Below are 14,701 nucleotides of genomic sequence, written 5' to 3'. Positions count from 1 at the left end.
TCGCCCTTTCCACCTCCCCCACATCGTCATGCCCAAGCACACCCTGCTCGTGGCGGCCCTGGCCGTCGCTCTGGCCGCGCCTTTGTCTGCCGCCGCCGAAACCTCCGCCGACGCCAGTGGCGAAGCCAGCACCCTGGCCGCCGTGCGCGTCACCGGTTCCAACATCAAGCGCACCGATACCGAGGCCTCCAACCCGGTGCAGGTGATCGGCCGCCAGCAGCTGGAACAGACCGGCAAGGCCACCGTGGCCGATGTGCTGCGTTCGATTTCGGCCAACACCGGCAACGCCAGCAACGAAACCACCAACAACGGCTGGGCCTCCGGCTCGGCCGGCATCGGCCTGCGTGGCCTGTCGCAGAAAAACACGCTGGTGCTGCTCAACGGCCGCCGCCTGGCCAACTACGGCTTCCCGGCCGGTGGCCTGTCCGACACCTTCGTCGATCTCAACGCGCTGCCGCTGGTTGCGGTCGAGCGCATCGAAGTGCTCAAGGACGGCGCCTCGGCCGTGTACGGCTCCGATGCCGTGGCCGGCGTGGTCAACATCATCACCCGGCAGAACTTCGAAGGCGCCGAGATCGGCGGCAGCTTCGGCGGTGCCGACCAGGGCGGCCTGCACGAGCAGAACCTGAAGTTCGTCGGCGGCCTCGGTGATCTCGACACCGATGGCTACAACATCCTCTTCAGCCTGCAGGGCTACAACCGCGAGCGCCTGGACCAGGACGAACGCAACCTGACCAAGAGCGGCATCTACACCGATGCGCCGGGTGGCCGCTGGAACGGCTGGTCGGCCAAGGGCGCGCGCTACTTGGTCAACGGCGTGTCGGTGCCGATGCTCGATGCCAACGGCAACTGCCCGACCGGTACCACCCGCGTTGCCAGCGCACCGATCGACGGCCTGGCCGGTGACACCTGCGGTTTCAACCAGGCACCGTTCACCACGTTGATCCCCTCGACCAAGCGCTACCAGGCCTATGCCAACGGTACCTTCCGCCTGAATGACAGTGTCGAGGCGTTCGGCGAAGTGCTGTACAGCCAGATCAAGAGCACCGCGTGGTTCGGCAGCAGCCCGTTCTTCACCCTGGAGAGCGGCCGCTTTGCATTGAACGCCGACAGCGGCCTGGCCGAGCCGGTGTCGTCGCTGCTGCCGGCCAACAATCCGTACAACCCGTACGGCCGTGCGATCCCGATCGAATACACGTTCTTCGACCTCGGCGGCACGCTCAAGACCAACCGCTCCACCGCCTATCGCGGCGTGTTCGGCCTGCGCGGCACCACCGCGAACTGGGATTGGGAAGTGGCTGCATTCGGTGCGCGCAGCAGCGAGCGCGAGAGTGTGTCCGGCGGCTTCGCCAACCGCTGGGCGCTGGCCAACGCACTGTCCACGGGCAGCTACAACCTGCTCAACCCGGCGGCCACGCCGCAGTCGGTGCGCGATTCGATCAACATCGCCACGCTGCGTCCGGCCGAATCCAAGCTGCAGGGCATCGACGCGAAGATTTCCGGCAGCCTGGGCCACACCTGGGCCGGCGAGATCGGCTTCGCGGCCGGTGCAGAGTGGCGCCGCGAGAAGCTCGATTCCAACAACCCGTGGCAGATCGATGCCGGCCTGCAGGTGCGCCCGGCCATCGCCGAAGTGCATGGCCAGCGCCAGGTCAGTGCCGCCTATGCAGAAGTGAACGTACCGCTGGCCTCGACGCTGGAGCTGTCCGCCGCTGCGCGTGCCGACCACTACGACGATTTCGGCGATGCGTTCTCGCCGAAGATCGGCCTGCGCTGGCAGCCGCTCGACTTCCTGCTGGTGCGTGCTTCGGCGTCGAAGGGCTTCCGCGCACCGTCGCTGTCGGAAAACTCCAACAGCACCAGCATCGCCTACGGCAGCGTGGTCGATCCGCGTGATCCGGACGTGCCGGGCTCGCGCCAGAACCCGACCTTCTTCACCGTCGGCAACAACGAACTGAAGCCCGAGCGCACCAAGAGCGTGAACTTCGGCGTGGTGCTGTCGCCATGGGCCAACACCAACCTGAGCGTGGACTACTACCGCATCCAGCTGGACAACCTGGTCGGCACCAACAACACCCAGACCCTGGTCAACGACAACGTGGCCGGTGCCGTGCAGCGCGATGAACGCGGCAAGCTGCAGGCGGTCTACAACCGCTACCAGAACCTGAGCGAGCTGAAGACCTCGGGCATCGACGTCGAACTGCGGCAGCGCATCCCGACCGCGGCACTGGGTGACTTCACCGTGTCCTCCGCCTACACCCACGTGCGCGACTACCGTCGCCCGACCGTGGTCGGTGGCCCGCTGGTGGACTACGCCGGCAGCAACCTGGGCGCGACCCTGCCCAAGGACAAGGCCACCACCACGCTGGACTGGAAGTACGGCGACTTCAACGCCGCCGTGACCTGGTACTACACCAGCGGCTATCGCCAGGAAGCCAGCACTGCAGCGAAGGCCGTGCAGCAGCGCGTCGGCAGCTACAGCCAGTACGACCTCTACCTGGCCTACACCGGCATCGACAAGCTGACCGTGTACGCCAAGGTGCAGAACCTGGCCGACAAGACGCCGCCGTACGACGCCTCGTTCCCGGGCATCCGCGCGCCGTACGATTTCAGCCAGTACGACCTGCGCGGCCGCTACTTCACGCTGGGCTTCGATTACCGCTTCTGATCCATCCGCCGCGGCCGGTCACCTGAAGGGACCGGCCGCGCGACTGTCTGCCGTTGTGTTCCAGGGGAGTCACCGTGTCCTTGCATCGCCGTGCCGTTCTTCCGTTGCTGCTTGCCGCCGCCGCCGTACTGTCCTCGCCGCAGCCGGCGCAGGCACAGAGTGCCTACTTCTTCCCGCAGGTTGCCGACGCAGCGGCGTTCGATGCAGCGGTGCCGACGCCGGAGCAGTTCCTCGGCTACCCGATCGGCAGCCGTTACACCCGGCACGACCAGCTGGTGGCGTATTTCCAGGAATTGGCGAAACGCTCGGACAAGATCAGCGTGCGCGAGATCGGCCGCAGCTATGAAGGCCGCCCGCTGCTGATCGCCACCGTCACCGCTGCAGGCAATCATGCGCGGCTGGAACAGATCCGCCAGCAGCACGCGACCCTGGCCGATCCGGCGCAGCCGCGCAGCGCCGCCGGTGACAGCCCGGTGGTGGTGTGGCTGGGCTACAGCGTGCATGGCAACGAGACCTCCAGTGCCGAAGCGGCAATGCTGACGGCGTACTACCTGGTGGCCAACCGCGGTGCCGAAACCCAGCAGTGGCTGCAGCAGGCGGTGGTGCTGTTCGACCCGGCACAGAATCCGGACGGCCGCGATCGCGCCGCCAACTGGCACAACGCGTGGGCCTCCGATCCGGCCTCGGCCGACCCGGCCGACAAGGAGCACGTCGAGCCGTTCCCGCAGGGCCGCACCAACCACTACTTCACCGATCTCAACCGCGACTGGCTGGCCCTGACCCAGCAGGACTCACGGCCGAAGGTGGAGGTGTTCCACCAGTGGTACCCGAACGTGCAGATCGACTTCCACGAAATGGGCAAGGACAGCACCTACTACTTCGAGCCCTCGCCGAAGAGCATGCACAGCCCGCTGATTCCCGCGGCGTCGTACGAATTCAACAAAACCCTGGCCAAGTACCACGCACAGGCGCTGGATGCGCTGGGGTCGCTGTACTACACCGGCGAGAATTTCGACAACTTCTCGCCGGTGTACGGCTCCACCTATCCGGACTTCCACGGTGCTGTCGGTGTTACCGTCGAGCAGGCCAGCTCGCGCGGCCGCGTGCAGGAATCGGTGAATGGCCTGCTGACCTTCCCCTTCACCATCCGCAACCAGGTCGCTACCGGCCTGGGCACCGTGCGTGGTGCGGTAGCTGAGCGCAGCGGCCTGTTCGACCTGCAGAAGCAGTTCTTCCAGAGCGCGCTGAAGCAGGCTGCGCAGCAGCCGGTGAAGAGTTTCGTGTTCGGTGATGCGCATGACCCGGCACTGACCCGTCGCCTGCTGGAACTGTTGTTGCTGCATCGCATCGATGTGCGCGCGCTGGATCGTGCCGTCACTGTCGATGGACAGCGTTTCGATGCCGGCAGTGCCTACGTGGTGCCGGTGCAGCAGGCGCAGTTCCGCCTGGTGCATTCGATCTTTGCCGAGACGCCGCCGATCAAGGGTGATGTGTTCTACGGCAGCACCAGCTATGCAATCGCACCGGCCTACGGCGTGGCCTTCGCGGGCAGCCGCAGTCGCATCGAAGGCGGCGCACGGGTTTCCGCGCTGCCGGCGGAGCAGGGCGCGGTACTGGGCGGCCAGGCCGGATTCGCGTACGCGATCGACTGGCGCGACTACAACGCCGGGCGCGCGCTGGCTGCGCTGCAGGGCAAGGGAGTGAGCGCACGTGCGGCGTTCCAGCCGTTCACCACCGCGACCGCGCAGGGCGATGTCAGCTTCGCCGCCGGCAGCCTGGTCATTCCGGTTGCCGGGCAATCGCTGCAGGGCGCGGCGCTGCTTGAGGCAGTGACGTCGGCCGCGGGCGAGGCAGGTGTGCAGGTGCATGCGCTGTCCAGCGGCCGCAGCCGCGAAGGCATCGACCTCGGCAGTGACGGCGTCAAGGCACTGCGCAAGCCCGCAGTTGCGCTGGTGATGGGCGAGGGCGTGGCCGCCACTGAAATCGGATCGGCATGGTTCCTGCTCGACCAGCAGCTGCACCTGCCGGCCAGCAAGCTGGACCCGCAGCAGCTGGGCAAGGTGCCGCTGGACCGCTACACCACCATCGTGTTGTCCGGCGGCACCTATACCGGCGTCGATGCCACGGCGGTGGCCGCACTGAAGCGCTGGGTACAGGCCGGCGGTTCGCTGGTGACCTATGGCAGCGCCTCGAAGTGGGCGATTGAACAGAAGCTGGCCGACGGCGAGAAGCTCGGCAAGGAAGAAGGTGCTGCTGACGAAAGCCGCCGCGCGTTCGGCGATCAGCGCGACATCGCTGCGATCGAGCGGGTCAGTGGCAACATCCTCAGTGCCGACGTGGATACCAGCCATCCGCTGGCGTTCGGCGTGCCGCGCCGGCAGCTGGCGATCAACAAGGAAAACACGGTGACGCTGCAGCCGAGTACGAACTCGTTTTCCACGGTGGTGCGCATCGATACGCCACCGCGGGTGAACGGTTACCTGTCCGAGCGCAACCGTACGCGGGTGGCAGGCAGTGCGTGGCTGCTGGTGTCGGCGCAGGGGCAGGGCAACGTGGTGCTGTTTGCCGATGATCCGGCGCACCGCAAGTACTGGCACGGAACAGACCGACTGCTGATCAACGCGATCTTCTTCGGGAATCTGGTGAATCCGAGTAAAGCGCGGGGTTGAGGGTTTGCGCGCCTTGATTGATGCGTGTGTGGGAGGCCGGGCGGGCTGCGCAGGACACGCCGTAAACCCGTCCTTGGGGGCTCGATGGCGCCATCCATGGCGCCAACGGTCCTGCGCAGCCCGCCCGGCCTCCCCTTGGCAGTTTCCTGCGGGCGCGGACGCATCAGACCCCAAGGCGGGAGCAAGGGCAAAAGCAAAAGCAAAAGCAGCATTCCCGGCTTCGGCTTCGGCTTCGGCTTCGGCTTTTGCCTTTGAATTTGAATTTGAATTTGAATTTGAATTTGATCTTTCTTCTCCCGGCTACCCGGCGGGACAAGTAGGCGCTGGTGATCTCTGAAGCGGCGCAGGGCGCAGTGGGTGCAAAACCGTGAGCGCCATGGATGGCGCGATCGAGCCCTCATGGATGGGTTTACGGCGTGTTTTGCACCCACTGCGCCCTGCGCCGCCCCAAGTCGAACCATCCGCGTGCTTTCACCCACGGTAGCCCGCAACAAAAAAAGGACGGCGCGTCAGCGCCGTCCCTCGATAGCCCCCGCGCAGCGGGAAGCACCATCCATGTCAGCTGGAATCAGCCGGCGCGACCGCCGCCGTTGCCACCCTGGCCGCGGCCACGGCCGCCACCATTGCCGCCACCGCCACGACGCTGGCCCTGACCGGCGCCTGCACGCTGCTGGCCATTGCCACCGCCCTCGCGACGGCCACCACCGGCCTTCTTCGGGCCCGCATGTGCATGGCGCGGTGCATCGCCGTGCGGACGGCGCGCGTGGCTCTTGCGCGGTGCGCGCTCGCCGGTATCGTGCTCGGCCTTGCCCGGTGCACTGTTGCCCCAGCGGATCGGCGTCTGCAGCTCGAAGCCCGGCACGTCGCGGATGTCCATGTCGCGGCCCAGCAGGCGAGTGATCGCACGCAGCAGCTTCACTTCGTCCTGCGCCACCAGCGAAATCGCCTGGCCGGTGGCACCGTTACGGCCGGTACGGCCGATGCGGTGCACGTAGTCCTCGGCCACCATCGGCAGGTCGAAGTTGATCACCTTCGGCAGCTCGTTGATGTCGATGCCACGCGCGGCGATGTCGGTGGCCACCAGCACGGTCACCCGGCCGGCCTTGAAGTCACCCAGTGCACGCAGGCGCTGGCCCTGGCTCTTGTTGCCGTGGATCGCCGCGGTCTTGATGCCCGACTTTTCCAGGAACGTGGCCAGCTTGTCGCTGCCGTGCTTGGTACGGGCGAAGACCAGGGTCTGCTCGCGGCTGTCCTGGGCCAGCAGGTGCAGCAGCAGGTCACGCTTGCGGCTGCCATCGACCGGGTGCACGCGGTGGGTGATGGTTTCGGCCACGGTGTTCTTCGGCGTCACCTGGATCTGTTCCGGGTTGCGCATGAACTCCAGCGCCAACTGGCGGATGTTGTCCTCGAAGGTGGCCGAGAACAGCAGGGTCTGGCGGTTCTGCTTCGGCAGCTTGGCCAGGATGCGCTTGATCGACGGCAGGAAGCCCATGTCGAGCATGCGGTCGGCTTCGTCCAGCACCAGCAGTTCAATGCCGGACAGGTCAATGCTGCGGCGTTCCAGGTGGTCGATCAGGCGGCCCGGGCAGGCCACCAGCAGGTCCACGCCACGGCGCAGGATGTCCAGCTGGTTGCCCATGCCGACGCCGCCGTAGATGCATGCGCTGGGGATGCGCAGGTACTTGCTGTAGCCGCGCAGGCTGTCATGCACCTGGGTGGCCAGCTCGCGGGTCGGGGCCAGGATCAGCGCGCGCGGCTTGCGCGGGCCGCTGCGCACTTCCTGGGAGGCAGTGCCCAGGTGCTGCAGCAGCGGCAGGCCGAAGGCGGCGGTCTTGCCGGTACCGGTCTGTGCGCCGGCCAGCAGGTCGCGACCGGCCAGTGCCAGCGGGATCGCCTGCTGCTGGATCGGGGTCGGGTTTTCGTAGCCCTGCTCGGCAAGCGCACGCAGCAGGAAGGGCGCCAGGCCCAGCGATTCAAAAGACATTGAGATTGCTCCAAGTACAAGAAACGCCTGTCCGAACGGACAGACGGGGGCAGATCAAACTGATCGGCTGACTCGGAGCGTTCCCGTGAACCGCGCTGCGAGAATTGGGTGCAGCCGGCACGAAGCGCAGGCTGGAATGCGTGACGAACGGCGTCGGAGTGGGGGCGGGCGAAGAGGGCGGACCCTGGTCGCCGGCGATCCCGGAGGGAAACGGACGGCCGCTGCAGACTCCGCAAGTCTAAACGATGTTTGAGACTTCACGCAAAAAGGCCTGTTCAGGTAAGGGGTTCTCTCTGCAGGGCTGCGCCCTGCACCCGCAGAGGCTGAAGCAACGGCAAAGGCCGGATTCCTGTGGGTAGGCGGGGTGGGTCCGGTGGCAGGGGACGCTGCAAGTACGTCCATGTAAGCTCGGTCGCCGCATCCATGCGGCTCACGCCCCTGCCACCGGACCCACCCCGCCTTCGACAGTTTTCCGCGATCTGCAGTAGATCCACGCCATGCGTGGATGCTCTTCGTTCAATTGTCGAAATACTCGATTTCAATGGAGATTCATCCACGCATGGCGTGGATCTACTGGCCACCGGCCTACTGTCGAAGGCGGGGTACTGTGGGTTTGCGGGGTGTGAGCGGCATGGATGCCGCGACCAAGCCCCCATGGACGGGTTTACGGCGTCCCCGCAAACCCACAGTGCCCCGCCATCCCACGGAATGCCCGCTGTTGCTGTTGCCCTGGCTTGAAGCAGGTGCAGGGCTGCAAGCCCTGCCGAACCCCCCACTACGGTAGGGTGGGCCGATGCCGCGCTGCAGCTTGGCGTCGCCGCAGATTTGATTACACTTGAAACTTGTTTGCCCACGACTCCGGACACCCACCCATGAAGCTTGGTTCTTTGAAGGAAGGCGGCCGCGACGGCACCCTGATCGTCGTCTCGCGTGACCTGCGCCACGGCGTGCGCGCCACCGGCATTGCCGCCACCCTGCAGCAGGCCCTGGAAGACTGGAGCCATATCGCGCCGCGCCTGAACGCCCTGTACGAATCGCTCAACGCCGGCGATGCCGATGGCGTGTTCGACCTCGACCCGCAGGCACTGGCCGCGCCGATGCCGCGTGCCTATGAGTTCGTCGATGGCAGCGCCTACCTGCCGCATGTCGAGCGCGTGCGCCGCGCCCGTGGCGCCGAGGTGCCGGAGAGCTTCTACACCGACCCGCTGATGTACCAGGCCACCAGTGCCGGTTTCCATGGCCCGCGCGATGCGGTCAAGGTGGTCAGCGAGGACTACGGCATCGACCTGGAAGCGGAGATCGTGGTGATCACCGACGACGTGCCGATGGCGGCCACCCCGGAACAGGCTGCGGGCCATATCCAGCTGGTCGGCCTGGTCAACGATGTCTCGCTGCGCAACCTGATCCCGGGCGAGCTGGCCAAGGGCTTCGGCTTCCTGCAGTCCAAGCCGCGTTCGGCGCTGTCGCCGGTGTTCGTCACCCCCGATGAGCTGGGCGCTGCGTGGCAGGACAGCAAGGTGCACCTGCCGCTGCTGACCCACATCAACGGCCAGTGGTTCGGTGCGCCGGAAGCAGGCGTGGACATGCAGTTCAACTTCGCCCAGCTGGTCGCGCATGCGGCCAAGACCCGTCCGCTGGGCGCCGGCACCATCGTCGGCTCGGGCACCATCGCCAACGAAGACACCAGCAAGGGCGCATCGTGCTTTGCCGAGCAGCGCGTGGTGGAGACCCTGCGCGACGGCAAGCCGAGCACGCCGTTCATGTCCTTCGGCGACGTGGTCCGCATCGAGATGCTCGATGCGGCGGGCAACAGCATCTTCGGTGCGATCGAGCAGCGCATCGAACAGGCGGTCAAGCCCTGAGCATGGAGGCGGCGATGGAGATCCCGGTCGACGACGGCATCGTGCTGTACACCTACTGGCGATCCAGCGCCGCCTACCGCGTGCGCATCGGCCTGGAGCTGAAGGGCCTGGCCTGGGAGGCGCGGCCGGTGCACCTGGTCCGCGAAGGTGGCGAGCAGCACCTCGACGCCTACCGCACGCTCAACCCGCAGCAACTGGTGCCGACCCTGCTGCACGAGGGGCATGCGCTGACCCAGTCGCTGGCGATCCTCGAGTACCTTGACGAGCGCTTCCCACAGGTGCCGCTGCTGCCGGCCGACGCCGCCGGCCGTGCGCGGGTGCGTGCGCTGGCCCAGCTGGTGGCTTGCGACATCCATCCGATCAACAACCTGCGGGTGATGCAGTACCTGGAGCGCAGCCTGCAGGTGCCGGCCGACGCCCGCACGCAGTGGACCCTGCACTGGATGGCCGAAGGCTTCGCTGCCATGGAGGCAATGTTGGCCAACAGCAGCGCTACGGGCACGTTCTGCCACGGCGACCGCCCCGGACTGGCCGACCTCTGCCTGCTGCCGCAGCTGTACAACGCACACCGCTTCGGCCTGGACCTGACGCCGTACCCGACCCTGCGCCGCATCGAAGCGACATGCCAGGCACTGGACGCCTTCGACCGCGCGCGCCCGGAAAACCAGCCCGACGCCGCCTGAACGAAAAAGGGGACGGAGGGGATTAAGTCGTTTATGCACTTACGACTTAATCCCCTCCGTCCCCTTTTTCGTGCGGTCAGAAGCCGTGGGTGATGCTGGGTGCGCCCGCCGAGAAATCCGCGTACGGGTCGTGCTCGCCGCTGCTGCCCTCGGACAGGCGGAACTTCAGGGCCAGGCCATCGCGCGAGTCGGCTGCGCGCAGCGCTTCCTCCTGGTCGATCACCCCGGCCTTGGCCAGTCGGAACAGACACTGGTCGAAACTCTCCATGCCTTCTTCCAGCGAGCCTTCCATCGCCGCCTTGATCTCGTGCACCTGGCCGCGGCGCAGCAGGTCACGGATCATCGGCGTGTTGATCAGCACCTCGGTGGCCGGCAGGCGACGGCCTTCCTTGTTCTTCACCAGACGCTGGCTGATCACCGCGCGCAGGTTCAGCGCCAGGTTCATCAGCACGTTCTTGTGCGCGCTTTCCGGGAAGAAGTTGAGGATGCGCTCGATGGTCTGGTCGGCGTTGTTGGAGTGCAGGGTGGCCAGGCACAGGTGGCCGGTTTCGGCGAAGGCGATGGCCGCCTCCATCGTTTCCGCATCCAGGATCTCGCCGATCAGGATCACGTCCGGCGCTTCACGCATCGCGTTCTTCAGCGCGTTGTGGAAGGCATGGGTGTCCAGCCCGACCTCGCGCTGGTTGACGATCGACATCTTGTGCTTGTGCAGGTACTCGATCGGGTCCTCGATGGTGAGGATGTGACCGGTGGTGGTGCTGTTGCGGTGGTCGATCATCGACGCCAGCGAGGTGGACTTGCCGGAACCGGTGGACCCCACCACCAGCACCAGCCCGCGCGGGGTCATGATGACGTCCTTCAGCACCTGCGGAAGGTTCAGCTCCTCGATGCTCGGGATGCGGCTGCGGATGGCGCGGATGACCATGCCGACTTCGCCCCGCTGCTTGAACACGTTGACGCGGAAGCGCCCGGCATCGGGCAGGGCGATGGCCATGTTGAGCTCCAGCTCGCGCTCGAACTGTGGCACCTGGCCTTCGTCCATCAGCGAGTAGGCGATCTTCTTGACCATGCCCGGCGGCAGGCCGGTGTTGCCCAGCGGATAAAGCTTCCCCTCGATCTTGATGTAGACCGGTGCTCCGGTGGTCAGGAACATGTCCGAAGCGTTCTTTTCGGTCATCAGCTTCAGGAAGTAGCCGATATCCATTGCGAATTTTCCCCAACGAAACGGCCGACGCCCGTTGCCAGCACGGTGTCGGCTTGACGACAATGGCCGTGAACCGACAACCGGTACGGCCTCCCCAATGAAACGACTTAGCTTCGCACGAATGCGCCATGGCCTGTATGTGATGGCGTTTGCATTCGCACTGTCTGCCCCCGCCTGGGCACAGGACGGCGCACTGGAACTGGCTCAGGCCCGGCAGGCGGTCGACAAGGCCACCCAGGCCGACGCCGACCAGTACGCCCCGGATCTGATCGGGCTGGCCCGGCAGGGGCTGGAGCAGGCCCAGCGTGCCGCCGGCGACCGCCGCGAGCGCAAGAACGCCCCGGCGATCGCCCTGCGCGCCGCCGCCGATGCCGACCTGGCCCGCGCCCGCAGCGAGGAAGCCACCGTCACCGCGCAGCTGCAGCTGCGCCGCAACGAGGTCAACCAGCTGCAACGCCAGCTGTCGACCGGGGAGGACCGCCGGTGAAGCCGATGACTGCCGCAACCCTGGCCGCGCTGCTGGCGCTGCCGACCCTGGCCATGGCCGCCGACAACCCGATGGTGGCGCAGCTGAGCCAGCGCCTGATGGCCATCCAGGCCAATCCCGACACCGCTGAGCTGGGCGCCTTCGAGCGCATGCAGGCCCAGCAGGCCATCGCCACCCTGGACAAGGCCAAGCGCCGGGATCAGGAGCTGGCCACTTACCTGGCCGAGCGCCGGGTGGAGATTGCCGAGACCGCCGTGCGCACCGCGATGGCCGCGCGCGAGGTCGACCGCCTGGAGCGGACCCGCAGCGACCTGCTGATCGAGGCCAGCCGCCGCGATGCCGCCCGTGCCCGCCAGGAAGCCGAGCAGCTGCGCATGCAGGCGCAGATGCAGGCCGAGGAGGCCGAGCGCCTGCGCCAGGCCGCCGAGGCCGAGACCCTGGCCCGCCAGGACGCCGAGAACGCCCTGACCAGCGTGGCCGGCAAGCAGCAGCAGCGTCTCAGCGCCGCTCAGCAGAACGCCGCCAAGCTGGCCCGCGAGGAAGCCGAGCTGGTGTCCGGGCAGAAGCTGCCGGGCTCGAAGTTCGATGGCCGAGGTGAGGTCTTCACTTTCAATGGTGACGCATTCGCCGCTGGCGCCTCCAGCCTGTCCGGTGGGGCCCGCAACCAGGCCAAGGCACTGGCCGAGTACCTGAACATCGGCAAGAAGGGCCGCCTGCGGATCGAGGCCTATGACAGCGCCAACGGGGTCGGTCAGAAACGTGCCGAAGCCCTGCGCGATGCCCTGGTCGCGGCGGGTGTCGCCAGCAACCGGATCCAGCTCAGCGGCAAGAAGGCGGCGTCCACCCGGGCACGCTCGGCCGAGGTCATCGTCGCCCCGTAATTGCTTGATATTGTTTGTTTTTCGTTGCGATGAGCATTCAGCCTGAACCCCGCCCCGGCGGGGTTCGGTCTTTTTGCCGCAGGGGTCTTGTACCCCGCCTTGAGCAGGCGTAGGGTCAATCGTCCGGGACGCAATGCCGCGGACCGGACGATGGGAGGGCCGGGCCGATGCAAACAGGGCGCGAACCGCAGCGAATCGACGTGCGCAGGCCAGTGCCGCAGGTCGTTGCAGGCGTCCAGGTGGCCATCGACCGGCGCTCCTCCATGAACAACGCCCCGTGCCTTGCGGCCGGGGCGTTCGTGTATCTGTCGAAGGAGGTCCATCATGTTTGAAGATCAGCCCCAGAGCGAGATCGACGCCCGTCGCGCGCGTGATCCGGAGTTCAGGGCACTCCATGACCAGCACCGCAAGTTGAACAAGAAGTGCATGGACGCGGAGTTGGGTGTACTCCCGATCGATGATGTCACCCTGGGTCGCATGAAGCGCGAGAAGCTGCTGGCCAAGCAACGACTTCTGCGAATGTACGAAACACCGCTCCCAACGACGTCCCCCACGCTTTGACGCACCTCGTCACGCCCGGAACGGCGTGACCCGGCCATCGATGGCCCCGCCGGACGCTCCTGCCCCGGCATCGCGGCACCGCCGATGAGGCGGCCGCGCCAAGGCACCACAAGCGGTGGTGCCTTGGCCTGCAGGCACAACTCACCGATGCGGGCGGTACTGGTCTCCTCGTCGATCCGGGGCCGTCCGCATCTCTTTTTGCGAAGGGCACCCCGCTGTCCTGCCGACCTGACTTTCATCGCCATCCGTCGGATAATCATCGGTCCGGCCCAGTGTGGCGCGAATCGAAAGTCCTCCGAATGCCCATCCATTCTTCCGTCCTCGAACTCATCGGCCAGACCCCGATCGTCAAGGCCCAGCGCCTGGACACCGGCGTCTGCGAGCTCTACCTGAAGCTGGAGAGCGCCAACCCGGGCGGATCGATCAAGGATCGCATCGGCCTGTCGATGATCGAGGCGGCGGAGCAGCGCGGCGACCTGAAGCCCGGTGCCACCCTGGTCGAGGGCACGGCCGGCAACACCGGCCTGGGCCTCGCTCTGGTGGCCCAGCAGAAGGGCTACAAGCTGATCCTGGTTGTTCCCGACAAGATGAGCCGCGAGAAGATCTTCAACCTGAAGGCGATGGGCGCCGAAGTCCGCCTGACCCGCTCGGACGTGGCCAAGGGCCATCCGGAGTACTACCAGGACCTGGCCAAGACCATCGCCGAGCAGACCCCGGGCGCCTACTTCATCAACCAGTTCGGCAACCCGGACAACCCGGCTGCGCATGAATTCGGTACCGGCCCGGAGATCCTCGAGCAGATGGGCGGCGACCTCGATGCCATCGTGTTCGGCTGCGGCAGTTCCGGCACCATGACCGGCCTGTCTCGCGCCTTCGCCAAGCTGTCGCCGAAGACCGAGCTGGTGCTGGCCGACCCGGTTGGCTCGATCCTGGCCGAGTACATCAACGACGGCAATCTGAACGACAAGTCGGGCAGCTGGCTGGTGGAAGGCATCGGCGAGGACTTCCTGCCGTCGATCTCCGATTTCAGCCGCGTCAAGAAGGCTTATGCCATCAGCGACGCCGAGAGCTTCCACACCGCACGCGAACTGCTGGGCAAGGAAGGCATCCTGGGTGGCTCGTCCACCGGCACCCTGCTGGCCGCCGGCCTGAAGTACTGCAAGGAGCAGACCACGCCGAAGAAGGTGCTGGTGCTGGTACCGGATACCGGCAACAAGTACCTGTCGAAGATGTACAACGACTACTGGATGCTGGACAACGGCTTCCTGCAGCGCCCGCAGCACGGCGACCTGCGCGACCTGATCCTGCGCCCGTACGGCCAGCGCGACACCGTGGTGATCGGCCCGAACGACCTGCTGACCACGGCCTACCAGCGCATGAAGCTGTACGACGTGTCGCAGCTGCCGGTGATGGATGGTGACCAGCTGGTCGGCATCGTCGACGAAAGCGACGTGCTGCTGCACGTGTATGGCGATGAGGCCCGCTTCCGCGACAGTGTCGCCACCGCGATGGTCAGCAAGCTGGACCGGCTGGACGTGAAGTCGCCGATCGAGGCGCTGCTGCCGGTGTTCGACCGCGGCCAGGTGGCGATCGTGATGGACGGCGACGCCTTCCTGGGCCTGATCACCCGTATCGACCTGCTGAACTACCTGCGCCGTCGCGTGCAGTAAGCCGCTGATCGAAGACGTTCGCTGCTGAATTC

10 protein-coding genes are annotated in these 14,701 nt (G+C 66.4%); 8 read left to right on the top strand and 2 right to left on the bottom strand.

Translation table 11 applies throughout. The annotated features are described in order from the left end of the window. Positions 1 to 28 precede the first annotated feature (28 nt). Both AC13GF_RS04820 and AC13GF_RS04815 read left to right on the top strand, forming a co-directional pair. A complete protein-coding gene (locus AC13GF_RS04820) occupies positions 29 to 2,668 on the top strand; it encodes a TonB-dependent receptor plug domain-containing protein (protein WP_483003516.1) in 2,640 nt (879 codons plus the stop codon). A 74-nt stretch (positions 2,669 to 2,742) separates the two neighbouring features. Then, positions 2,743 to 5,337 carry a M14 family metallopeptidase gene (locus tag AC13GF_RS04815; protein WP_483003514.1) on the top strand — a complete coding sequence of 865 codons (2,595 nt, stop codon included), beginning with the start codon at positions 2,743 to 2,745 and terminating at the stop codon, positions 5,335 to 5,337. Positions 5,338 to 5,905: 568 nt separating this feature from the next. Here AC13GF_RS04815 and AC13GF_RS04810 read toward each other — a convergent pair. Further along, complete coding sequence (locus AC13GF_RS04810) at positions 5,906 to 7,321, bottom strand: DEAD/DEAH box helicase (protein ID WP_010484086.1); 1,416 nt, start codon at positions 7,319 to 7,321, stop codon at positions 5,906 to 5,908. Between the two features lie 872 nt (positions 7,322 to 8,193). Between AC13GF_RS04810 and AC13GF_RS04805 the strand changes: the two genes are divergently transcribed. Together AC13GF_RS04805 and maiA are read left to right on the top strand one after the other, a co-directional pair. Further along, a complete protein-coding gene (locus AC13GF_RS04805) occupies positions 8,194 to 9,183 on the top strand; it encodes a fumarylacetoacetate hydrolase family protein (RefSeq protein ID WP_483003512.1) in 990 nt (329 codons plus the stop codon). Between the two features lie 14 nt (positions 9,184 to 9,197). Beyond that, complete coding sequence (gene maiA / locus AC13GF_RS04800; protein WP_483003510.1) at positions 9,198 to 9,866, top strand: maleylacetoacetate isomerase; 669 nt, start codon at positions 9,198 to 9,200, stop codon at positions 9,864 to 9,866. 76 nt (positions 9,867 to 9,942) lie between these two features. On the opposite strand, the gene AC13GF_RS04795 is transcribed toward maiA, so the two are convergent. After that, the gene (locus AC13GF_RS04795; RefSeq protein WP_004154068.1) at positions 9,943 to 11,070 is read right to left on the bottom strand and encodes a PilT/PilU family type 4a pilus ATPase; all 1,128 of its coding nucleotides are present in this window, start codon (positions 11,068 to 11,070) and stop codon (positions 9,943 to 9,945) included. A 121-nt stretch (positions 11,071 to 11,191) separates the two neighbouring features. Between AC13GF_RS04795 and AC13GF_RS04790 the strand changes: the two genes are divergently transcribed. The 4 genes from AC13GF_RS04790 (at position 11,192) to AC13GF_RS04775 (ending at position 14,669) form a co-directional block, all read left to right on the top strand. Continuing rightward, the gene (locus tag AC13GF_RS04790) at positions 11,192 to 11,557 is read left to right on the top strand and encodes a DUF4398 domain-containing protein (RefSeq protein WP_049398394.1); all 366 of its coding nucleotides are present in this window, start codon (positions 11,192 to 11,194) and stop codon (positions 11,555 to 11,557) included. After that, a complete protein-coding gene (locus tag AC13GF_RS04785) occupies positions 11,554 to 12,438 on the top strand; it encodes an OmpA family protein (protein WP_483003508.1) in 885 nt (294 codons plus the stop codon). The genes AC13GF_RS04790 and AC13GF_RS04785 overlap by 4 nt, the downstream gene beginning before the upstream one ends. Positions 12,439 to 12,762: 324 nt before the next feature. After that, the gene (locus AC13GF_RS04780) at positions 12,763 to 12,999 is read left to right on the top strand and encodes an HP1242/YdcH family protein (RefSeq protein WP_005407964.1); all 237 of its coding nucleotides are present in this window, start codon (positions 12,763 to 12,765) and stop codon (positions 12,997 to 12,999) included. Between the two features lie 299 nt (positions 13,000 to 13,298). Beyond that, complete coding sequence (locus AC13GF_RS04775; RefSeq protein ID WP_295554769.1) at positions 13,299 to 14,669, top strand: pyridoxal-phosphate dependent enzyme; 1,371 nt, start codon at positions 13,299 to 13,301, stop codon at positions 14,667 to 14,669. The last annotated feature ends 32 nt before the right edge of the window (positions 14,670 to 14,701 follow it).

This window comes from Stenotrophomonas sp. 22LJNL06-5-1, from assembly GCF_056861455.1.
Note: the sequence above shows the minus strand (reverse complement) of the source record. Positions and strands in the feature narration are given on the sequence as shown.